The organism is Salinicoccus hispanicus, assembly GCF_009831115.1.
Classification (GTDB): domain Bacteria; phylum Bacillota; class Bacilli; order Staphylococcales; family Salinicoccaceae; genus Salinicoccus; species Salinicoccus hispanicus.
This window is the reverse complement of record NZ_WUUK01000002.1, coordinates 503,431-523,753: the sequence shown is the minus strand read 5'-3', so window position 1 is coordinate 523,753 and position 20,323 is coordinate 503,431. Positions and strand designations below refer to the sequence as shown.

Genomic DNA, 20,323 nt, shown 5'->3' with positions numbered 1-20,323 from the left:
GTGCCGTCTTCAGCGATGATGCCTGTGCCAACCTGATTGCCGTCAGCATCGGAGACAACCACATCGTCGCCCGGTTCAGCGCCTGTTCCAGTGACTGCATAGCCGTCTGTGCTGTTGCCTGTGATGTCAGCCGAGTCAAGAACTGGAACTACATCATCGACATCTTCCGGTACGGTCACTGGCAGCGGCTCACTTACATTACCCGCATCATCGATTGCCTGTACTGTCAGGACTTCACCAGGAACAACGGCATCTGCCGCAACATCCACAGCGTAAGTGCCGTCTTCAGCGATGATGCTTGTGCCAATCTGATTGCCATCAGCATCGGAGACAATCACATCGTCGCCCGGTTCAGCGCCTGTTCCAGTGACTGCATAGCCGTCTGTGCTGTTGCCTGTGATGTCGGCAGAGTCAAGGACTGGTGCTGTAGCATCTTCGTCAAAAGTAATCACATCCGAACTTTGTAACGAGCTCAGAAGCTCTGCATCAATGACAGATGTGGTGATGCCTGCACCTTGAACTACGACATCTCCTTCAATACCAGCAGGGCGATTAACAAGTACGTTCGCGTTAACAGTAGTGTTTCCAACTACCTGAACACCTGCTAGTTCATTGCTTATATCAATTGCTCCACTAGTCAGATCTTGCTGAAGACCGTTAACAGTACTAGTGACACCAGAAACCAGAGGATTAACTATTGGGTTGATAACCAGGGTTTCCAGTATGCCACTTAAGAGAGGAGAGGAGTCCAACAAGGTTACGTTAACGTTGTCCACTGCTGTCAGAACATCGTTAAGTGCTGATTGAACGACATTTTCTACGGCAGCTTCTACATGATTGCCAAGGCCGTCCTCAAAGGTTACGACTACAGAGCCATCACCATTTATAACAACTTCAGCCTGCCCATTATACTGGGTAAGATCCTGCAATGCCGCATCAAGGTTATTCAAGCTCTCAAGAGCAGTACCCAGTTCGTCTAGACCTTCTACTTGGACGAGTCCTGCTAAACTAGTACCGTTGATGGTATTATCCAGAGTAGTGGTCAAGCCTGCAACCAGGTCATTGACAGATCCGGTAACACCAGCAATTGAATTGGAAAGCGCTGGTAGATCTTCTTCCAGAACAATCGGTAAGATTTCGACAGTGACATCTGCCGGACCATTGTTGGAAAGCTGTCCTGCCAACTCTTCTGCGTAAAATACAACAGAACGATCAGGATTTACCAGTTCCAAGTCGGCAAGACCAGTTCCTGTCAGCTGGAGGTTCAAGTTATAAAAGTCAGGGTTTCCACTATCCTGAAGGTCAGCATTTATATTTACATCTGATAATAATTGCACTTCTGCGAGTGAGGCAGCTTCTGCTACGTTACTCTGTCCTAGATTTTCGCCGAGGTATGTACCAGCAGCAGGAGCGATCAGCAGATTTGCGGCTACAAAGGCCATACCTGCTTTTTTCCTAAAGGAAAGGTCGGACTTGCGTTTGAATGCCTTCTTGTAATCATAATTATTGATTTTCTTCTTACTATGCTTACGGGACATTTTCTTCCTCCTCATAATATGAATATTCAGTCATTAACTTACTAAAAGTATACATTAATCACTTATTGTGTAAATGATTAATGTACATCTCATATACTAACAGACTTCCAAGGAAAATGTGTCAAATTAAGTAACTTTTTTATTATTTTTATAAAATTCCATGTATTGTATATATCCGGAAATATAATGCTGGATATCGTCGATTCTGACACGGTAGCCGTGATGCTTGATGAAGAAACTGCCTAAAATACTACCCGGATTCTTAAAATACATGGCAATTTCGGGATAGAAGTAGCCGGTTCTCTGGTAATCGACACGTTTTTCGATCGTCTTTTCAAACTTGTCTTTATTCAGGTGTTCTCCTATCAGATCATTCATCCCTTTTTCTTTCATCAGCTCGACCATTTTGTAACCGGCCATCAGCATTTCAAGAAATGTCGGGAATGTCGTTTCTCTCTGATAGATGAAATCGAGACGTCTGGATACATTTTTCAGTCCAAATACAAAATACTCTTCTTCAGGTTTCACCTTTGTCAGCTCATATGTGCAGTAGCTGAGCCAGTGGTCGGAATTTTTCCAGTAGTCATTGGCGATGAAATGGTCGAAAAGAAGTTCAACGGTTTCGAGCCATTTGGGATTCTCATCCATCTGATACAGTCTCATCAGTCCAAATGCCGCTTCCCCGTCATAGTAGATGACACGCTTTTCTTCCTTCACCGTCAGATTCGGGTAGTTCAGCACGTGGACGGTGTCCCCATCCTCTCCGATCATGCGCAGAGTACCATTGGCGATCTTTCTGGCCACACCCATATACTCATCACTACCGGTCATCATCATATACTTGGTCAGTGTTATGAGTGCGACACCATTCTGGCCCAGTTTGACTTCATTGATATTGTTAGTATCGTCAAATATATATGCAGACTCCGGTTCTTCAGGATCAATATAAAGATAATTATCAAGCAGGTAGTCGATGGTAAGTTTGGCCCATTCGATACCTTTTTTATCGTTTAGAAACTCGATTCCTTCGAGCAGCGAGTATGTTGTGGAAGTGTGCCTGAGCACATTATAGAACGCGATCCGCTTATCGAAGTGGGGGAACTTGCCGTATTCATATCTGCCGTCCGTATCTATCTGATCTTTCAGATAGTTTGTTGCGGTCTGTATCAGCCTGCGGTACTCGGACTTTTTCTGATGGCCGCCAATTTTCCTGATGCCATGCATATTACCGCCGGAGTTCAGCTCGAACATCTTGTCGACTTCAACGAGAAAGCCTTTCGTCTGAAACCGGATCACCGACTTGTTCAAATATTTCTTGTGGAAATAAATGCCTTTGTATGCCTTATATTTTTTTAGATATGTATTGATATTTTTTTCACTGACAAACATCTTCTTATCCTTATCGTTTGGAACCGGTCTGACGAAAGCATTCGCATTGATTTCTTCTGGCAGAAAAGCCAGACTGTAGTTTTTGTCGTAGGCAATACCATAATCGATGTAGTTGCGGCGTGTCTGCTGCATGTCATCCAGCACTTCCGAAAAAGGCGCCTCTTCTTCCGAAACGATGAAGTCGGCTTTGAGCCACTCGGTCGAATGTCCAAGATCGGATAATTTCTTCATTTCATCGTTGATCTTCTTTTGGAAAAAATTATTGTTCTTCACCTTGAAGACATGCGCTCTTCTATTCTTGAATCCTAAAGATATGATAATCCAGTCAGAGGTCAAAAGATCCTTCCTGTTGCGTAAATCCTCTATTAATCGAATGTTCATTGCTCTACCTCTTTCCACTGATATATAGTCTGAATCTTTAGTTACTTGTATGCCCTATTATATGCATAATGAGTAAAAATTGTAAAATAATCATCGGCTGCCATTATCATCAGACTCCGACTTACAACTTTACAATTTTTCCAATAGTCATTATCATTGGAAATGAAATGAAAACTGCATACCGATTTGCACTAGGGGCGCTGTCACAGGCTGAGACGGAGATTCCGGACCCTCAACACCCGATCTGGATAACACCAGCGTGGGAAAGTGCGGCGCGTATACGAAATCTTCTATACATCTGCTGCACTCCCTCGGGAAGTGCAGTTTTTTATTTTCAATAATATTATGGAGGTATGATGTATGGCAATGGAATGTGGAACAGAAAGGATTGCGGGCTGCCAGTTCAACTTGAGTGTGATGAGTGATGATTTTGTTGACGTCATATTAGGGTCACTGGATACGGTAGACATGTCGAAAGTCTGGCGCGACACGGATGATGTAACCACGTGTGTGCGCGGACGGCTCGAGCATGTATTCGATGTGGTCAAAGCGGTCTATATGCATGCGGTGAAAACCGGAAAGCATGTGGAGATGAGTGGTACATTTTCAATCGGCTGCCCTGGAGATTCCTCCGGTGATACGTATATGGACGCGACTGCTGAGCGTATGAATGAGGCGAACGTTTCTGATATTAGTCAGAAGGCTGGCTGTAAGTTCGCCCTCTACCCGATGAACACCAGCAACTATATGGATGTCATTTACGAACAAATCGACCTGTCGAAAGCGCGCGGTGTGGAAGTCAGCCCGAGCCACTATTCTACCCGGTTGGACGGGGAAGTGAATGATATATATAAAGCGATGGAAGAGGCTTTCACCAAGGTGCAGGAAGTGGTCAGCCATACGACGATGACATTCACCATTTCGGCGAATAGTCCTTCAAGCAAAAAATAGATGCACGACAAAAAATCTGGGTGACTAATCACCCAGATTTTCTCTATTTTACAACGCCCATCAGAAATCCATCGTATCCTTTCTGGCCAACGGTCTGTACTGCAGTTGTTTCGATACGGTCATCCTCCGCCAGCTGGTCGAACATGCGCCTGATATGCGGAACGGCTTTTTCCTCTGTGTCTTCAATGATTTTGCCACGGCGTACCACGTTATCCACGATGATGATGGCGCCCTTCTTCGACAGTTTCAACGCCCAGTTCAGGTACTCGGCATTGTTCTCTTTATCAGCATCAATGAAGATGAAATCAAATCGGGGATAGCCCTTTTCAAGAAGCACCGGGAGCGTTGACAGTGCCTCGCCTTCGATGACTTCGACCTTGTCTTCTACACCTGCAGACTCCAGGTTCTCCCTGGCCATTTCGGCATGCTTTGGATTTACTTCAAGTGTCGCCATGCGGCCTTCCTCAGGTAATGCACGCGCCAGCCAGACGGTGCTGAAACCGCCATGAGTACCGATTTCAAGAATCGTTTTGGCCTGCGTCATTTTGGCCATGAGATGAAGCATCTTGCCATGTGCGCGTGACACTTCAATTGTCGGCATGTCCGCTTCCTCGTTCTTCTTCAGAATATGCTCCATCGTATCATCCGTCATCACCAGTCTGTCTGCAAAATATTCATCCACTGCCCGCCACGTTTCTTCCATTTAAGAAACCTCCATCAATCTATTTCTGTATCCTTACCCGGAATGATAGTGATAGGAAACTATAAATTATGGCGAACCTTCAACTTTTTGTGGCCGTATCAGATAAAGCGCAGGAATAAGAATCAGGGAGAGGATGCCTCCAGTGAGTGAAAGCGATCCGAAACTCGCACCAGCAACGACCATGCCGGATAGGGCGCCGCCCGCTGCTCCGGACAGTGCGATAAGAACATCCACTGTGCCTTGGATACGGGCGCGGGACGCCGGGACTGTCGCATCGACGAGAATCGTGGTGCCGCTGATCAGACCAAGGTTCCAGCCGATACCGAGCAGCGTCAGTGACAGAATCATCATTGCGAGTGACTCCCCTGGTGCAGTTGCTGCAACGATGCCTGAGATGAGCAGGATCACTGCTGCTGCGATCGTCATCGCCACCCTGCCGATTCTATCGATCAGTATGCCTGTAAAAAGAGATGGCAGATACATGCCCGCCACGTGGAATCCGATGACCATGCCCACAGCACCAAGATCATGGCCATGATGGCCCATATGCACCGGCGTCATGGTCATGACAGAAACCATCACAATCTGGGTGACGACCATGATGAGCGCAGCAAGCACGATGCCATTGCGGTAGTTTGATATCCGTTCTGTATCATCCGCGGCGTTCGTCCGCTGACGCTCCACTTCAAGCCGCTGTGCCACCTTGAAGGGATCCGGACGCAGGAAAATCAGCAGCACAATGCCGGCCATGAAGAAGGCGGCTGATGCAAGTATGAATGGACCTGCCAGTTCCGGCACTCCGACGCTACGGGCGAATATACCCATCACTTCAACCAGGTTCGGTCCAGCGACCGCACCAAAGGTGGTACTGACCATTGCGATGCTGACCGCAGTTGCACGCTGACGTTTCTCGGCGAGATCCGTTCCAGCATAGCGCGCCTGCAGATTCGTTGCCGTCCCGGCGCCGTAGATGAATAAGGAAATGAAGAGCAGTGCCGGACTGCTTATGATTGCAGCTATAACCACACCTGCTGCACCAAGTCCCCCTGTCATGAAACCGGCAGCCAGACCCGTCCGGCGTCCTTTATTTTGTGAAAGCCTACCTATAAGTAATGCTGCAAGTGCAGAACCGAGCGTAAATAAACCGACCGGCAGGCCAGCCAGTGATTCCGTGCCAAGCATGTCCTGTGCCAGAAGTGCGCCGACGGTTATGCCAGCTGCCAGCCCTGCCCCACCGAAAATTTGTGACAGCACGACGATAAAAAGTGTCCGCCGATACAGCTTCTGCTTTTTTTCAGGATCCGTTATGTATATATCGAGGTGCTGTTCATTTCTTTTCATCTGATTTCTCCTCTATATAATGAAGAGGCGCCCATGGCGCCCCTTATTTTCCGTGTTTCAAATACTGTTCGGACTGTCCTTTCGGAATGCTCAATGACTGCCAGTCGGAACCTTTGACCTGCTTGCCGATGAACATCATCTGCCCGATGTGGGAGGCATAATGCGTATGCTGACGTTCGAGTGCCTCCAGTATTGTATGGTCTTCTCCCCGGATCTTCTGTGTCCTCAGCAAATCTTCAGCATCGAAACTTTCCAGTGTGGTCAGGAACAGCTGCCATCCCTCCTCCCACGCATCACTTACACCTTCAATTGTCTGCAGGTCATCCTCGAATTCACCATCCCGATGGCGATTTGGCTTCTCACCATCTGTTGTGAAAACATCCGTCCAGCGAGAATGCATATTTCCTCTGAGATGCTTGACCAGAATCGCAATTGTATTCGTATCTTCATTATACTGCCAATGAAGATCCGCTTCAGACAACTGTTCCAATGTACGATCGCCGAGACGCTTTATTTCCCGGAACCTTGATTTGATGACATTGAGATATTCCTGTTCAAATTTCATATGTCTCTCCCCTTATTTGTAGAAACTGTCTATTTAAATATAGATTATTTATGCTAGTATGCCAATGAAATGATGTTCCTCGAGGTTTATTGACACTTTTAATGGCGACGAAGATCGATATAGTGCCCAATTTGCACTGACCTAATCACTCAGTGCATGTTAGGCCTCCAATTTACATTGACCCAATCACTCAGTGCATGTTAGGCCTCCAATTTACATTGAACCAATCACTCAGTGTACGTTAGGCCTCCAATTTACATTGACCCAATCACTCAGTGTACGTTAGGCCTCCAACTTACACTGACTCAACCACTCAGTGTACGTTAGACCTCCAATTTACATTGACCCAATCACTCAGTGTACGTTAGGCCTCCAACTTACACTGACTCAATCACTCAGTGCACGTTAGACCGCCAATCTACACTGACCCAAATGCTCAGTGCACGTTAGGCCTCCAATCTACACTGACCCAATCACTCAGTGCATGTTAGGCCTCCAATCTACACTGACCCAAACGCTCAGTGCATGTTGGACACAAATTGTTCACCTGAACGGAACAATTTCATTTCAAAATGTGATCCGATCATGCCTATCCTGCGTATACTGTACAAATAAAGGATGATGATATGAAAAGGAGAGGGTTCCATGCGATATTTGTTATTTCTGATGATATTTCTGCTCGCCGCCTGTGGTAGTCAGGCGGAAAACGATGAGACCAGTCCGGAGGACAATGTAGCTTCTGATGCCACGGTTTCTGATGAATCCAGTGAGGAAGCAGAATCATCGGAAGAGCCGCAGCAGACGAAGGAATCAGAGACCGAGGAAAATAACTCCAGTGAACCGATACCGCCTGAAGAACGGGTTGAAATCATAAAAGATGAACGCGCAGGTCTCATCCCTGAGAGGATCGAAATTCCAGCCATCGATGTCGATGCATCCGTCAAGCACCTGGGTCTGCTTGATAATGGTGAGATGGCGGTACCGGAGTCACTGCATGATACGTCCTGGTTCGAGCGGGGATATGAAGTCGGGGCTCGAGGCAATTCGGTCATCGCAGGCCATGTCGATGACACGGTCAACCCCGGTGTCTTCAAGCAGCTTCATACACTTGAGCCTGGAGATGAGATCATCGTTCATGGAGAATCCGGCGACCAGCTGACATTCGAAGTGTACGACAAGCAGCTGTTCGACGCCGACGAAGCACCAGTGGAAAAGATATTCGGTTATTCGCAGCGCAGCCTTCTGAACCTGATTACTTGTGAAGGACCCTACAATTATGATGTCGGTGGGACACCGAACCGCTGGGTCGTCTATACTGAACTGGTAACCTCGCAGGAAAGCTAGACTTCATGTGTCTCAGCTTTCTTTTTTATTCCTTATTCACGAACTCTCCTTTCTATGTATATAATAGTATGAAGACTTCAAACAAAGGAGAATACTATGACGCAAACAGAGGCGGAACTGTATGAGCAGATTCAATCCGGGGATCGGAACGCACTTGAATCGCTCTATATGAAATATGAAAAACTGCTTTTTTCCTATGCTTTTAAAATGACATCGAATAGAGAAATGTCTGAAGAGATCGTACAGGATGTGTTCATGAAGGTATGGCACAAAAAAGGGGGGTACGATCCGAGCAAAGGCAAGCTTTCCACCTGGTTGATCACCATGACAAGAAATGCCACCATCGATGTTCTGAGACGGCAGAAAATACAGACATATGAATACGATGAGCGGGATGATGTCGATCCTGCGCAAAACGCACAGAGTTCGTCTGTCGAAGCAGCTGTCGAAGCCGGCGAAGACAAGGCGATGATCCAGAGTGCAATGGATGGTTTGAGCCGTGAACAGCAGCGCATCATCAATTTGTTCTATTTCAGAGCCTGCTCCCACTCGCAGATTGCCAAATCGCTTGATCTGCCGCTCGGCACCGTGAAAAGCCGGATCCGTCTGGCGCTGACCCATCTGAAGAAAAATATTGAAACCGTAAAGAAAGGGGGGGACAATTGATGAATCATAAAGAAGCTTGCGACCTGCTGATCGACTACTACAACGACCAGCTGGAGCCAGAGGAAAAAGAAGCATTCCGACAGCACCTCAAAACATGCGATTCATGTCAGGAAGAACTGGCGGAATGGGAGGCGCTGAACGCTGAACTTATAGAAGCGATTCCACTTGTCGATCCCCCGGAAGGCATGAAGAATCGTGTACTTGGCAATGTATTCTCCGAAGAAACACCGCAATCCGACCAAAAAGTACAACCAATGAAGAAAAAGCAAAGGTCATTCAGAGTGCCATTCATGGCCGTGGCAGCTGCGCTGCTGCTTTCTGTAATCGGTAACGTCTATATGCTTGCTGGGCGGGAAGAGACCAGAGATCTGGCACAAGTGCTGCTTGAAGAAGAAAGCGCAATTTCACTCTCCCCCGCTTCCGAAACGCTTGATATGGACGCCAAGGTCGCGATGCACGAAAGTGAAGAAGGACAGACGCTCGTTCTCGAGGCGACGAATTTCACCAACCTCAATGAAGATGAAGTCTATCAAGTATGGCTATTGAGAGAAGGAGAGCCTTATCGTGCCGGTACGCTTGTACCGAATGAAGAAGGTCAGGGCTACGTCGTCTTCAATCTGGATGAGGAAACCGAAATCGATTGGGACATGGTGGCAATCACTGTCGAACCATCTCCGCATAACCAGCTGCCCGAAGGCGATATCGTCATGTCGGCAGAGTTCTAAATCATATCGTTCCGGAAATTTCCGGAACGGTTTTTTTATTTTTTTAGAAAAATAGTGATCCAAATCAAATCCACTCACGTATACAGGGTGTAAACAAAACAAAGGAGTGTGATTTTGGATGAATTTCAAGAAATTGCTGATCGTACCAACAGCAGCCGCCCTGCTCGCGACGAACGCGGGTCTTGCACAGGCAGATACCCATGAAGAGACGATGGTGACGGTGGATACCGAAGCTGCTGATCTCAGATCGACATTGGACCACCTGCTGAGTGAACACGCCTTCCTCGCAGTCGAAACGATGAGAAAAGGTGCTGACGGTGCCGAAGATTTCGAAGATAGTGCCGCTGCACTAAGTATGAACACCGACGAACTTTCCAGCACAATCGGTTCTGTCTACGGCGAAGAAGCCGGACAGCAGTTCAAAACAATGTGGAGTGAACATATCGGCTACTTCGTCGACTATGTGAACGCAACAGCTGCAGAGGATGAAGCTGCCAAGGAAACCGCGCTGAATGAACTGTCACAGTACCGCGAAGATTTCTCCATGTTCCTTGAAGGTGCAACGGATGAACGCCTTGAAGCAGGCGCTCTAGCAGATGGTCTCCAGATGCACGTCAATCAGCTGATCGGCGCATTTGACGCTTACGTCATGGGCGATTATGAAACAGCATATGCATACGAAAGAGAAGCCATCCACCACATGTATATGGTAAGTAAAGGACTATCTACAGCAATTGCTGACCAGTTCCCTGAAGAATTCAATAACACGGATCCAGCAACGAAAGCCGCAGATCTGCGTTCCGACCTGAACTACCTGTTCAGTGAGCACGCTGGACTTGCAGCAATGGCGATGCAGAACGGCATTGATGGTGCAGAAGACTTTGAAGCATCGGCTCAAGCATTGAGCAACAACACGGCCGATCTGACGGAAGCAGTATCAGGCGTCTACGGCGAGGAAGCCGGACAGCAGTTTGATGCAATGTGGGCTGAGCATATCGGCTACTTCGTCGACTATGTAACAGCAACAGCTGAAGAAGATACTGCTGCACAGGAAGAAGCGCTCAACAACTTGAATATGTATAAAGAAGAATTCTCCAAATTCATGGAAACTGCAACCGAAGGCAATCTTCCAAGTGAAGATCTCGCTGAAGGACTGCAGATGCACGTCAACCAGCTGATTGGTGCATTCGATGCCTATTCCAGCGGTGACTACCAGGTAGCCTACGAACAGACACGTGAAGCATATCACCACATGTTCATGACAAGTGAAGGCCTGTCAGGTGCAATTGTAACGCAGATGCCGGATATGTTCATGTCCGAAATGCCTGAAGAAATGCCGAATACCGCAATGGCACCAGAACAGAACAATGCACTGTTGATCAGCATCATTGCCGGTATCGCACTGCTCTCAGCTGTACTGTTCAGACTTAGAGCAAGAAACCAATAATCAAGCGTTCCAACCCATACCAATAGATTGAACCATCAGCCAGCCCTTCCTCCAGGGGCTGGCTGTTTTAGTATCCAAAAATGTTTACATCTACATATTTCGTCTATATACTTATTAAAGGTAATATATATTGTACTTTTAGAACAATATAATACACTCTAAAAGGAAAGGTGATGTCATGGCAAAGAACTTGAAAATGAAAAGTGCGCGTGCCGCCCATGATTTCACACAAAAGGATCTGGCTCTAAAGACAGGCGTCAGCCGGCAGACCATCAATCTGATCGAAAAAGGAGAATACAATCCTTCACTCGCATTGTGCATCAAAATATGCAAAGCACTCGGCTGCACATTGGATGAACTATTTTGGGAAGAAGAATAAATGGCAAAGGATGGAGATATTCATGGAAAAGCTGTTTGACCGCTTCATAGGAGATGAACGCAAAAGAAAGGCGGCCGGAGATGCCGCCCTGATCACTCTGCTGCTCATGTGGGGATATATGATTATCCGCATGCTGCTTGTCGCAATGGAAATCTGGGAAACGAATATGGTACAGAATGATCTTTACTTCGTCATGCTGTCGATTATCATATTCAACGTCATTGCATTCAGAAATGAAACCGATGATCTGATCTACTCGCCAATAGCGAGAAAAGAACTGCCCTACAAGAAAGGACGCTTCTCCGGAAGATTTGGCATCTACCTGATGGAATCCATTGCCGGTGCGATTTTCATCACTATAGTGGAAATGCTGGTCAGAAGCCTCATCGATCGCAGTTTCAGCTTTGACTTTCTGATGTTCATCAGTAGTATCATCTCATTCACAATTATTCTGATTTTTGTTAATATTGTATCAGGTGAAATGCGCGTCAGACGTTTCCGCAAAATGGAAGAGTGATAAGGGGATGATGTTCATCAATATCCACAGAATACTTGCCGCGATGCTTGTACTTATCGTTACATTCATGATTGTCCTGGATCACTTTTCAGGTCTGCCCATCTCAACGATCGGAAGCCAGGCAGTCGCTTTCGTACTGCTCATTATCATTGCCATTATAGGCAGTATCGCCAACCATGTTGAATTTATGGAAACCGGCGTAAAAAGACAGGAGTCATGGCAGTTTGTTCTGCTCTTCGAGATGTACATTCTGTCCCTGATTGTAGTACTGAATCAATTCGGTGGCGAATCGCATATCGGTTTCTATCCAGGTTCAACCGTTTTCTGGTTCGCGATGGGGACTGCAGTGGTAAGCACGTTCTTCACGTACCGCAGAAATCAGAAAGCCGCCGTACAGTAAAAGGGAAGGCATCCTGGATGCCTTCCCTTTTACTGTCTTTAGCGGATGATCAGGTGTTTGACGAAAGTCCACACTCCCCAGAGTGCAAACTCGATGATCGTGTCAGGTTTTCTTTGAACGTTCAGCTGCAAGGGTTCATAGTCGTTTTTACGATATTCCACCAGATAGTCGTCTCGCCCAGTGTAGTGTCTACTCATTCATCACACCCCTTTTAATCATCATATCATTAACTGAATATTACAACAAATGAATTATGATCTACATTGCGCTTTTCACTCTTTCAAACAATACATTGTTTTCAAGATGGACGTGGTCAAATGTATCCTTCTCAATCTTTTCGAGTCTTGCATAGACCAGCTGATAGGTTCCGCAGGCTGCTTCATGCGGTGTGAAATCATCTGTAATATCCCGCATTTCCTTCAGTATGTCCCCGACTGCTTCATGATCGGCTTCGAGCCCATCGACATGCGGTTTTACTGTCTCGACAAGACCAGAAGCCGGGTCCTTCATAAATTCGATGATCAGTGGAAATACATGCCTATCCTCATCTTCCGTATGTGCGATCATTTCATTCTTCAAAGTTCGGTATAGCTCCTGAAGTCTGACGAGGTGGGGCTCACCCGGTCCATGCTTTCTGGCAAGCTTTGTCACATACGGCGTAAGTGCCGAAAGTTCGTTTAATAATTCCTGATGATACCTGTTCTGAATGAAAGTGATGATACCCGCCTCATCCAGGTATCTCACATCAAGGCCACCGCCTTCATGCTGGTCGATGCTGTTTATTTCCTCCATCACACTCTCAAGGTCGAGTCCTCGTGCTTCAACGGCTTCTCCGAGCGGCATTCTGCCGCCACAACAGTAGTCAATCCTGTTTCTTCTGAAAATATCTGCGCTTTTGGGAACTTCCTTGACGATATCACTGACCCACATCTTCTCACTGACTGCAGTCATATTAACACTCCCGTTTAAACATATATTTTTTATACATGTTCAATGTATCACATATCAAATGCTTTGAATCAAGACTTAAATGTGAATAATTGAACATTTAGTGACACCGTGCCCATATTACATGCACTTTGCGTTTAAATGGATCTGCCATGGGTACAACTCTACAAAGGAGCGGATGCAGATGAATCTGAATCGCTATAAGATAACAGGAAATGAAAGAATAAACCTGAACGACTACCCGACGACTGAAAATAAATCCCATGACAACGAAAAGATCAGAGATGAAATCATCCCGCCACTGGTGGATAGGCTTAAGGATCTTCATCTTAGAATGAACGCCGAGGAGAAGCATGGTGTACTTGTTGTACTGCAGGCACTTGATGCTGCCGGGAAGGATGAATCCATCAGTTATATATTTTCCAACCTGAATCCCCAGGGTCTGAAGACGACGACTTTGGGCAAACCGACGGAGGAAGAGATGAAGCACGACTATTTATGGCGGCTGCATGATGCCCTCCCCGCCCGGGGTGAAGTCGGTATTCTGAACCGTTCCCATTACGAGGAAGTCATCGCTCCCCGCATTCATGATGTACTTCTTGAAGGAGATTATCCCGAAGGTACAGATGAAAACACAATCTGGCCATTCCGTTTCGAGCAGATTAGAAATTACGAAAAGTATCTTCACGAAAACAACTTCCATATCGTCAAGTTCTTCTTCAATATGTCGAAGCATGAGCAGAAAGAACGTCTGCTTGAGCGGATGAAAGATCCGGATAAGCAGTGGGAGTTCTCCTTTTCCGATGTCGAAGAGCGTGAGTACTGGGATGATTACCAGAAAGTATTCGAAGAAATGCTGAACGAGACAGCCACCGATTACGCGCCGTGGTATGTCCTCCCCGCAGATGACGAGTGGCACAGCCGCCGCCTCGTCAATGAAATTATGGTCGATCTGCTAGAAAGACTGGACCCGAAATACCCGGAAATGACCGGGGAAGATAAAGAGAAACTGGAAGAATATATCAAGAGACTTGAAAGTGAATAGAAGCCAGAAATGAAAAAACCCGACTCCACTTCAGGAATCGGGCTTGATTGCTTCTACTTATTTTTCTCTAATATTTATAGGACTGTCCGCCATCAATCGGAATCGTTGCACCATTGATGAACTGGGATTCCTGACTGAGCAGGAAGGAGACGAGGGCTGCCACTTCTTCTGGCTTGCCGAAGCGTTTCATCGGATTGACGCTGACGAATTCCTTGCCGGCTTCCTCCCAATTGTCTCCACCCATCTGACGCAGGGATCCTTCGACCATTGCGGTCATGATGGCACCCGGTGCAATCGCGTTGATGCTGAGGCCGAATTCTCCGTATTCCACTGCAGAGTTTCGTGTCAGGCCGACGACACCGTGCTTGCTTGCTGCATAGCCTGACTGGTTGCCGACACCGCGGATACCGCCAACTGATGCTGTGTTGACGATGGATCCTGATCCCTGTCGCTTCATCACTTCAAGGACGTATTTCATACCAAAGAATACTCCGTTCAGGTTGATGCCGACCACTTTGCAGAATTCATCGCTGCCATAGTTCTCTGTCAGATTCTGCTTGCCTTCAATACCGGCGTTATTGAAGAATCCATCAATGCGTCCGAACTCGGATACCGTCTGATCAACATAGTTCTTTACAGCTGCTTCATCTGAAACATCGGCAGTGATCATCAGTACCTCGGCATCGGATACGTTATCTTTGATGATTTTCTGCGTTTCTTCAAGTGTTTCTGCATTCAGATCGACGAGTGACAGTTTTGCGCCTTCTTCTGCTGCACGGATGGCTGCGGCCTGTCCCAGTCCGCTTGCGCCGCCAGTAATCAGAATGATCTTGTTCTGTAATCTTCCCATTGTATGACCTCCTAGAGTTGTGTAACCACAGGGATGCGGTTTCATTCATTACGTTAGATTAAAAGTTACAAAAAGTAAACTGATTGGCACTTGTCATCATTTCATGTAGATTGGAGGTAAGCAGAAAAATAAACGCGTAAAGGGTGGTTATTCCATGATAGAATTCAATACTTTCTCCATTACGGCCAGGTGTCCGAAAACAGGACAGCTGGGGGTTGCGGTCTCAACAAAGCTGCCGGCTGTCGGCATGCTGGTTCCGTTTGTAAAGTCAGGAACTGGTGCGATCGCGACCCAGTCGTTTGTCAATCCGTATATCGGTATCAGAGGTCTGGAGTATCTCAGCTTGGGAATGGGCGCCGAGGAGGCGAAGGACAAAATCATCTCTGAAGAACAGGATCTCGAGTTCAGACAGTTTGCGATTGTGGATGCCGATGGTAATACTGCAGCTTTCTCAGGCAATCAGTGCGAAGGGTACTATAATCATTTCGAAGGAGATGGTTTTGTCGTGGCCGGCAACATGCTCGTCAATGAGAAAACACTGACGGATATGCAGCGGACGTTTGTCATCCATTCAGATCTGGAACTTTCGGAAAGGCTGCTCCGTGCCCTTCAGGCAGGACAGAAAGCAGGTGGCGATAAGCGCGGCAAGCAGTCTGCATCTCTCAAAGTCTACGATACGGAGGACTACCCGCTTGTGGATCTCCGCGTGGATGAGCATGAAGATCCGGTAGCGGAACTGACGCGCATATACGAAGTGGCGAAAAAGCAGCTCTTTCCATTCATGCCGGAAATGCCGAAAAAACACAACGGCAATTGAATACTATGAAAAAGCCTGACCTTCAAACCACCATCTGACATGGTGGTTTTTCATTTGAATCCTTATTTACATGTACCTTGCATACATATTTTATCTCTATTCAGAAATGTTTAAACTTTTGCTATAAGTTACTACAAACACACTTGACAGACGATTAGGAAAACTATAGATTAAGGTTAATTGGTAATGAGAATCATTTTCAATTGAGCGAAGACAAGTACATATTGACGAGGAGGACAGCGGCTACCCAGCAGTTATCACTCAATCATAGATCTGAAAGGAAGAATAGAATGAACAGAATCGGTAAACGACCATTTCTACCACTGATTGTATTTGCATTGATATTCGTATTCATCGTAGGTTGCTCCAGCCAGGAAGAAGCAGCTTCCACCGAGGAAGCAGGCTCTGATAGCGCTTCAAATGAAGAAAACACAGAAGAGAGCACTGAAGCATCAACGGACGAAAGCGCCGGTTACCCGCTTACAATCGAGCATGCTTTTGGCGAAACAGTAATCGAAGAAAAACCTGAACGTGTGGCGACCGTCCAGTGGGGCAACCAGGATGTCGCACTTGCCTTGGGAGTAGAGCCGGTTGGATTCTCAGCTGCCAACTTCGGTGTACAGGATGACAGCGGCCTCCTTCCATGGACGAAAGAGAAGCTCGATGAACTGGGTGTCGAAGATCCGAATGTCTTCCAGGATACGGATGGACTTGATTTCGAAGCCATTTCCGATTCCAACCCGGATGTCATTCTTGCAGCCTACTCCGGTATTACACAGGAAGACTACGATCTTTTGACTGAAATCGCACCGGTTGTCGCCTACCCTGAAGCAGCATGGGCAACATCATGGCGCGAACAGGTGACGATGAATGCCAGAGGCATGGGCATGGAAGAGGAAGGACAGCAGCTGATTGAAGAAACTGAAACACTCGTCGAAGAAAAACTCGCAGAGTACCCTCAGATTGACGGCAAAAAAATGGTCTGGACCAACTTCTCCGGGGATGACCTGTCACAGCTGCACATCTACACACCAGCAGATTCCAGAGTGAAGTTCCTGAATGAAATGGGATTGACCTTCCCTGAGAGTGTTACAGATCTCATTGAAGACCCTGAGAGCTATTCACTCAACTTGAGCAGTGAAAATGCCCAGGCACTCTCCGATGCAGATATACTCATCGGATATGGTGAATCAGAAATGCTTGAAACATTGCAGAATGATCCACTCCTTGGCGAAATACCTGCCATCAGGAGAGGATCGGTCGCCTTCATTGAAAGTGATTCTCCGATTGTTGCTGCCGGCACACCGAACCCACTCTCCATTTCATATACCATTGATGAGTATCTGGAACTGATTGGTGAAGCAGTTGACAAGGCCGCCGAGTAGCGTCCTCCCCCTGATACGAAAACGGAAGACACATGTTCCGGCACTACTGATAAGATGGTCACTGATATTTTTCATCCTCCTTGTCCTATCTGCCGCAGCTTCGCTGGCATTCGGCTCACGCATGGTCGGCATGGATGGGCTGATGGATGGACTATTCAACCCATCAGTGGAAACATATGAAGCAAATATCGTCAGAAAAAGAATCTCAAGAACAGTGTTCGCCCTACTTTGTGGGGCGGCACTTGGCGTTTCCGGAGCTTTGATGCAGTCAGTCACCCGGAACCCGATTGCAGACCCGAGCATACTCGGTGTCAACACGGGCGCCTCACTCTTCATCGTCTCTGGCATTGCGTATTTCAACATCAACAGTGCAGCCAGCTATATGTGGTTTGCTTTGGCAGGAGCAATCATTACCGCTGTTTTCGTATTCGGTATCGGGTCGCTCGGGAAAAATGGCGCAACACCTCTGAAACTTGTGCTGGCAGGCGCTGCAACAAGTGCTGCACTGTCCTCCCTGGTGACGGCAGTCATGATTCCGCGCTCACACGTCATGGACCAGTTCCGCTTCTGGCAGGTCGGCAGCGTCGGTTCCGGCAGCTGGGACAACATTACACTGTTCTCCCCTTTTCTGCTGACCGGCATTATCATCGCAGTCATCTGTTCACCTGCGCTCAATGCGATGGCGCTCGGGGATGAGGCAGCCAAAGGGCTCGGTGTCCGCACCGGTCTGATCCGTCTCGTTTCTTCATTTGGCGCCGTCATCCTATGTGGTGCAGCCACCGCCCTGGCGGGACCGATCGGTTTCATCGGACTGCTGTCGACCCACCTTGTGCGACTGATCCTCGGTCCGGATCTCAGAATGGTCATCCCCGCTTCTGCACTGCTCGGTGGTGTCATACTGACAGCTTCCGATGTGCTTGGCAGAATACTCGGCAGTCCGGGTGAGCTCGAAGTTGGCGTGGTCACGGCCTTTGTCGGCGCGCCGTTGCTGATTGCACTGGCCATCCGGTCGAAAGTAGGTGCGCTATGATGAATGACAGTATCACACTCATCAAAGCTGGAAGACGACAACGTCAGCGCCGCTGGATCATTGCTACCACACTACTTGTAATCCTGACGGTCGGATTATCGATGATGATGCTCATGCTCGGCAACACCATACACCCTGTCGGTGAAGTCTTCCGGGCACTGTCCGGTGAAACCATCCAGGGTGTATCCTTCGCAGTGACAACCCTTCGGCTGCCAAGAATGCTTGCAGCCATACTCGTCGGATTTGCATTCGGCATTGCCGGTGATGTATTTCAGACGATGCTGCGCAATCCGCTCGCCAATCCGAATGTGCTCGGCATTACAACAGGTGCCAGCGTGGCCGCAGTATTCTGCATTGTCATACTGGGTGCAAATAACTCGGTGATATCGACTGCCTCCATCATCGGTGGTCTCACCACGGTCATTGTCATGTATGTACTTTCCAGAGGAAAGGGGTTCTCGATCGGTAAACTTATTCTGATCGGCATCGGTATCCAGGCCATGCTGAATGCAGCCATATCCTACATGATGCTGATCAGCGCGGAGCAGGATATTCCATCTGTACTCAGATGGCTGAATGGCAGTCTGAACGGTGTAACAATGTCCGCTATACCAACACTTGCAATTGCGGTCGTTATACTCGTTCCGCTCATTCTCCTGTTCAGCAGAAGTCTCAGCATGCTTGAACTGGGAGAGCAGATGGCGACAACACTTGGCGTCAGAACCGATTTCACGAGAGTCATCCTGATACTCGGGTCAGTCGCGATGATTTCCATCGCAACATCCATCACTGGACCGATCGCTTTCATATCGTTCCTGGCCGGCCCGATCGCAAAACGGCTGAGTGGACCAGGATTTTCAAGTCTCCTGCCGGCGGGACTCGTCGGTATCGTGCTCGTACTGGCAAGTGATCTCGTTGGCCAGTTCGCCTTTACGACAAGATATCCGGTAGGCGTCATCACCGGCATCATCGGTGCCCCTTACCTGATCTATCTGCTTATAAGAATGAATCAAAAAGGAGAATTATGATGTCAGAACATGTATATAAAGCCGATGGCCTCGTAGCCGGCTATGATAATAAACCGATTCTTCACGATATCAGTCTTGAGATTCCGAGCAATAAGATCAGTGTCATCATCGGGGCCAATGCCTCCGGTAAATCGACACTGCTGAAAACGATGGCCAGACTGATCAAACCATCAGAAGGTGCACTTGAACTCGATGGCAGGCCGGTGTCCAAAATACCGCCGAAGAAGTTTGCCCAAGTGCTCGGCATGCTCCCCCAGTCGCCGATTGTGCCTGAAGGCATCAAAGTTTCGGACCTTGTCGGCCGCGGCCGCTTCCCGCACCAGTCCATGTTCGGTGGATGGTCCAACGCCGACTATGAAGCCGTCGCAGATGCGATGGAGGCAATGAATATCACGGAACTTGCAGACCGCAGCATCGATGAGCTCTCCGGTGGACAGAGACAGCGTGTATGGATCGCCATGGCGCTCGCACAACAAACGGACATTCTGTTCCTCGATGAACCGACGACGTTTCTCGATATCACCTACCAGATCGAGATTCTCGACCTACTGATGGACTTCAACAAGATCCACGGCACGACCATCGTCATGGTTCTGCACGACATCAACCTGTCGGCAAGATACGCCGACCATATCTTTGCGATGCGCAAAGGACAGCTGGTCGCAGAAGGCGCGCCGGATGATGTCATTACATCCGATCTTATCAAGCGGGTATTCGAACTCGAGTCCGTTGTAGTGGAAGACCCGATTTCAAGTACTCCATCCGTCATTCCGGTGGGCAGGCATCATACGAGAAGCGCAGCGATGGTATGAATGATATATATGTAACAGATCAGATCAATCATGTACCTAAAAAGGTCAACAGACATCATCTG

At 47.7% G+C, this 20,323-nt stretch carries 22 protein-coding genes and 1 riboswitch; of the genes, 14 read left to right on the top strand and 8 right to left on the bottom strand.

Annotation, left to right across the window (positions count from 1 at the left end; genetic code table 11):
* Positions 1-1,538 (bottom strand): adhesive domain-containing protein (locus GQ671_RS07470; RefSeq protein WP_246153191.1); only part of this gene is annotated, 1,538 nt, incomplete at its 3' end.
* A gap of 126 nt (positions 1,539-1,664) precedes the next feature.
* Positions 1,665-3,308: a poly(glycerol-phosphate) alpha-glucosyltransferase gene (locus GQ671_RS07465; RefSeq protein WP_160654971.1), complete on the bottom strand. Its 1,644-nt coding sequence runs from the start codon at positions 3,306-3,308 to the stop codon at positions 1,665-1,667.
* 183 nt (positions 3,309-3,491) lie between these two features.
* Positions 3,492-3,591, top strand: a riboswitch (TPP riboswitch).
* 77 nt (positions 3,592-3,668) lie between these two features.
* Here GQ671_RS07465 and GQ671_RS07460 point away from each other — a divergent pair.
* Positions 3,669-4,259 carry a YkoF family thiamine/hydroxymethylpyrimidine-binding protein gene (locus tag GQ671_RS07460; RefSeq protein ID WP_160654968.1) on the top strand — a complete coding sequence of 197 codons (591 nt, stop codon included), beginning with the start codon at positions 3,669-3,671 and terminating at the stop codon, positions 4,257-4,259.
* Positions 4,260-4,302: 43 nt separating this feature from the next.
* Here the strand turns inward: GQ671_RS07460 and GQ671_RS07455 are convergent, their stop codons facing one another.
* From GQ671_RS07455 to GQ671_RS07445, 3 genes are all read right to left on the bottom strand, one after another.
* On the bottom strand, positions 4,303-4,962 hold the full coding sequence (locus GQ671_RS07455; RefSeq protein ID WP_160654965.1) for an O-methyltransferase: 660 nt from the start codon (positions 4,960-4,962) through the stop codon (positions 4,303-4,305).
* Between the two features lie 66 nt (positions 4,963-5,028).
* On the bottom strand, positions 5,029-6,303 hold the full coding sequence (locus GQ671_RS07450; RefSeq protein WP_160654962.1) for an MFS transporter: 1,275 nt from the start codon (positions 6,301-6,303) through the stop codon (positions 5,029-5,031).
* A 43-nt stretch (positions 6,304-6,346) separates the two neighbouring features.
* Positions 6,347-6,868, bottom strand: coding sequence for a DUF1572 family protein (locus GQ671_RS07445; protein WP_160654959.1), 522 nt, complete (start codon positions 6,866-6,868; stop codon positions 6,347-6,349).
* Positions 6,869-7,513: 645 nt separating this feature from the next.
* Between GQ671_RS07445 and GQ671_RS07440 the strand changes: the two genes are divergently transcribed.
* From GQ671_RS07440 to GQ671_RS07410, 7 genes are all read left to right on the top strand, one after another.
* Positions 7,514-8,212 carry a class F sortase gene (locus tag GQ671_RS07440; RefSeq protein WP_160654956.1) on the top strand — a complete coding sequence of 233 codons (699 nt, stop codon included), beginning with the start codon at positions 7,514-7,516 and terminating at the stop codon, positions 8,210-8,212.
* A 96-nt stretch (positions 8,213-8,308) separates the two neighbouring features.
* Positions 8,309-8,878: an RNA polymerase sigma factor gene (locus GQ671_RS07435; protein WP_160654953.1), complete on the top strand. Its 570-nt coding sequence runs from the start codon at positions 8,309-8,311 to the stop codon at positions 8,876-8,878.
* Positions 8,878-9,603 (top strand): anti-sigma factor, encoded by a 726-nt coding sequence (locus GQ671_RS07430; RefSeq protein ID WP_160654951.1) that lies wholly within the window; start codon positions 8,878-8,880, stop codon positions 9,601-9,603. Before GQ671_RS07435 ends, GQ671_RS07430 begins: the two co-directional genes overlap by 1 nt.
* A 118-nt stretch (positions 9,604-9,721) precedes the next feature.
* Positions 9,722-11,050, top strand: a complete 1,329-nt coding sequence (locus tag GQ671_RS07425) for a copper amine oxidase (protein ID WP_160654948.1) — start codon at positions 9,722-9,724, stop codon at positions 11,048-11,050.
* A 178-nt stretch (positions 11,051-11,228) separates the two neighbouring features.
* The gene (locus GQ671_RS07420) at positions 11,229-11,429 is read left to right on the top strand and encodes a helix-turn-helix transcriptional regulator (RefSeq protein WP_160654944.1); all 201 of its coding nucleotides are present in this window, start codon (positions 11,229-11,231) and stop codon (positions 11,427-11,429) included.
* A 22-nt stretch (positions 11,430-11,451) separates the two neighbouring features.
* Positions 11,452-11,946 (top strand): hypothetical protein, encoded by a 495-nt coding sequence (locus GQ671_RS07415; protein ID WP_160654940.1) that lies wholly within the window; start codon positions 11,452-11,454, stop codon positions 11,944-11,946.
* A 10-nt stretch (positions 11,947-11,956) separates the two neighbouring features.
* Positions 11,957-12,346: a hypothetical protein gene (locus tag GQ671_RS07410; protein WP_211364897.1), complete on the top strand. Its 390-nt coding sequence runs from the start codon at positions 11,957-11,959 to the stop codon at positions 12,344-12,346.
* 38 nt (positions 12,347-12,384) lie between these two features.
* Here the strand turns inward: GQ671_RS07410 and GQ671_RS07405 are convergent, their stop codons facing one another.
* Together GQ671_RS07405 and ric are read right to left on the bottom strand one after the other, a co-directional pair.
* The gene (locus GQ671_RS07405; protein WP_160654926.1) at positions 12,385-12,543 is read right to left on the bottom strand and encodes a hypothetical protein; all 159 of its coding nucleotides are present in this window, start codon (positions 12,541-12,543) and stop codon (positions 12,385-12,387) included.
* A gap of 61 nt (positions 12,544-12,604) precedes the next feature.
* Positions 12,605-13,297, bottom strand: coding sequence for an iron-sulfur cluster repair di-iron protein (gene ric, locus GQ671_RS07400; protein WP_160654923.1), 693 nt, complete (start codon positions 13,295-13,297; stop codon positions 12,605-12,607).
* A gap of 181 nt (positions 13,298-13,478) precedes the next feature.
* Between ric and GQ671_RS07395 the strand changes: the two genes are divergently transcribed.
* On the top strand, positions 13,479-14,339 hold the full coding sequence (locus GQ671_RS07395; protein ID WP_160654920.1) for a PPK2 family polyphosphate kinase: 861 nt from the start codon (positions 13,479-13,481) through the stop codon (positions 14,337-14,339).
* A 67-nt stretch (positions 14,340-14,406) separates the two neighbouring features.
* Here the strand turns inward: GQ671_RS07395 and GQ671_RS07390 are convergent, their stop codons facing one another.
* Positions 14,407-15,189 (bottom strand): glucose 1-dehydrogenase, encoded by a 783-nt coding sequence (locus tag GQ671_RS07390; RefSeq protein WP_160654917.1) that lies wholly within the window; start codon positions 15,187-15,189, stop codon positions 14,407-14,409.
* A 154-nt stretch (positions 15,190-15,343) separates the two neighbouring features.
* Between GQ671_RS07390 and GQ671_RS07385 the strand changes: the two genes are divergently transcribed.
* From GQ671_RS07385 to GQ671_RS07365, 5 genes are all read left to right on the top strand, one after another.
* Complete coding sequence (locus GQ671_RS07385; protein WP_160654914.1) at positions 15,344-16,006, top strand: DUF1028 domain-containing protein; 663 nt, start codon at positions 15,344-15,346, stop codon at positions 16,004-16,006.
* A 290-nt stretch (positions 16,007-16,296) separates the two neighbouring features.
* A complete protein-coding gene (locus GQ671_RS07380; protein WP_160654911.1) occupies positions 16,297-17,391 on the top strand; it encodes an iron-siderophore ABC transporter substrate-binding protein in 1,095 nt (364 codons plus the stop codon).
* Between the two features lie 46 nt (positions 17,392-17,437).
* Positions 17,438-18,421, top strand: coding sequence for a FecCD family ABC transporter permease (locus GQ671_RS07375; protein WP_246153201.1), 984 nt, complete (start codon positions 17,438-17,440; stop codon positions 18,419-18,421).
* A complete protein-coding gene (locus tag GQ671_RS07370; RefSeq protein ID WP_160654907.1) occupies positions 18,418-19,449 on the top strand; it encodes a FecCD family ABC transporter permease in 1,032 nt (343 codons plus the stop codon). The genes GQ671_RS07375 and GQ671_RS07370 overlap by 4 nt, the downstream gene beginning before the upstream one ends.
* Positions 19,446-20,261, top strand: coding sequence for an ABC transporter ATP-binding protein (locus GQ671_RS07365; protein WP_160654904.1), 816 nt, complete (start codon positions 19,446-19,448; stop codon positions 20,259-20,261). The genes GQ671_RS07370 and GQ671_RS07365 overlap by 4 nt, the downstream gene beginning before the upstream one ends.
* The last annotated feature ends 62 nt before the right edge of the window (positions 20,262-20,323 follow it).

Bases quoted from the DNA above. Each gene is read 5' to 3' on its own strand.
- GQ671_RS07465 (WP_160654971.1), bottom strand. From the start codon at position 3,308: ATGAACATTCGATTAATAGAGGATTTACGCAACAGGAAGGATCTTTTG.
- GQ671_RS07460 (WP_160654968.1), top strand. From the start codon at position 3,669: ATGGCAATGGAATGTGGAACAGAAAGGATTGCGGGCTGCCAGTTCAAC.
- GQ671_RS07455 (WP_160654965.1), bottom strand. From the start codon at position 4,962: ATGGAAGAAACGTGGCGGGCAGTGGATGAATATTTTGCAGACAGACTG.
- GQ671_RS07450 (WP_160654962.1), bottom strand. From the start codon at position 6,303: ATGAAAAGAAATGAACAGCACCTCGATATATACATAACGGATCCTGAA.
- GQ671_RS07445 (WP_160654959.1), bottom strand. From the start codon at position 6,868: ATGAAATTTGAACAGGAATATCTCAATGTCATCAAATCAAGGTTCCGG.
- GQ671_RS07440 (WP_160654956.1), top strand. From the start codon at position 7,514: ATGCGATATTTGTTATTTCTGATGATATTTCTGCTCGCCGCCTGTGGT.
- GQ671_RS07435 (WP_160654953.1), top strand. From the start codon at position 8,309: ATGACGCAAACAGAGGCGGAACTGTATGAGCAGATTCAATCCGGGGAT.
- GQ671_RS07430 (WP_160654951.1), top strand. From the start codon at position 8,878: ATGAATCATAAAGAAGCTTGCGACCTGCTGATCGACTACTACAACGAC.
- GQ671_RS07425 (WP_160654948.1), top strand. From the start codon at position 9,722: ATGAATTTCAAGAAATTGCTGATCGTACCAACAGCAGCCGCCCTGCTC.
- GQ671_RS07420 (WP_160654944.1), top strand. From the start codon at position 11,229: ATGGCAAAGAACTTGAAAATGAAAAGTGCGCGTGCCGCCCATGATTTC.
- GQ671_RS07415 (WP_160654940.1), top strand. From the start codon at position 11,452: ATGGAAAAGCTGTTTGACCGCTTCATAGGAGATGAACGCAAAAGAAAG.
- GQ671_RS07410 (WP_211364897.1), top strand. From the start codon at position 11,957: ATGTTCATCAATATCCACAGAATACTTGCCGCGATGCTTGTACTTATC.
- GQ671_RS07405 (WP_160654926.1), bottom strand. From the start codon at position 12,543: ATGAGTAGACACTACACTGGGCGAGACGACTATCTGGTGGAATATCGT.
- ric (WP_160654923.1), bottom strand. From the start codon at position 13,297: ATGACTGCAGTCAGTGAGAAGATGTGGGTCAGTGATATCGTCAAGGAA.
- GQ671_RS07395 (WP_160654920.1), top strand. From the start codon at position 13,479: ATGAATCTGAATCGCTATAAGATAACAGGAAATGAAAGAATAAACCTG.
- GQ671_RS07390 (WP_160654917.1), bottom strand. From the start codon at position 15,189: ATGGGAAGATTACAGAACAAGATCATTCTGATTACTGGCGGCGCAAGC.
- GQ671_RS07385 (WP_160654914.1), top strand. From the start codon at position 15,344: ATGATAGAATTCAATACTTTCTCCATTACGGCCAGGTGTCCGAAAACA.
- GQ671_RS07380 (WP_160654911.1), top strand. From the start codon at position 16,297: ATGAACAGAATCGGTAAACGACCATTTCTACCACTGATTGTATTTGCA.
- GQ671_RS07370 (WP_160654907.1), top strand. From the start codon at position 18,418: ATGATGAATGACAGTATCACACTCATCAAAGCTGGAAGACGACAACGT.
- GQ671_RS07365 (WP_160654904.1), top strand. From the start codon at position 19,446: ATGATGTCAGAACATGTATATAAAGCCGATGGCCTCGTAGCCGGCTAT.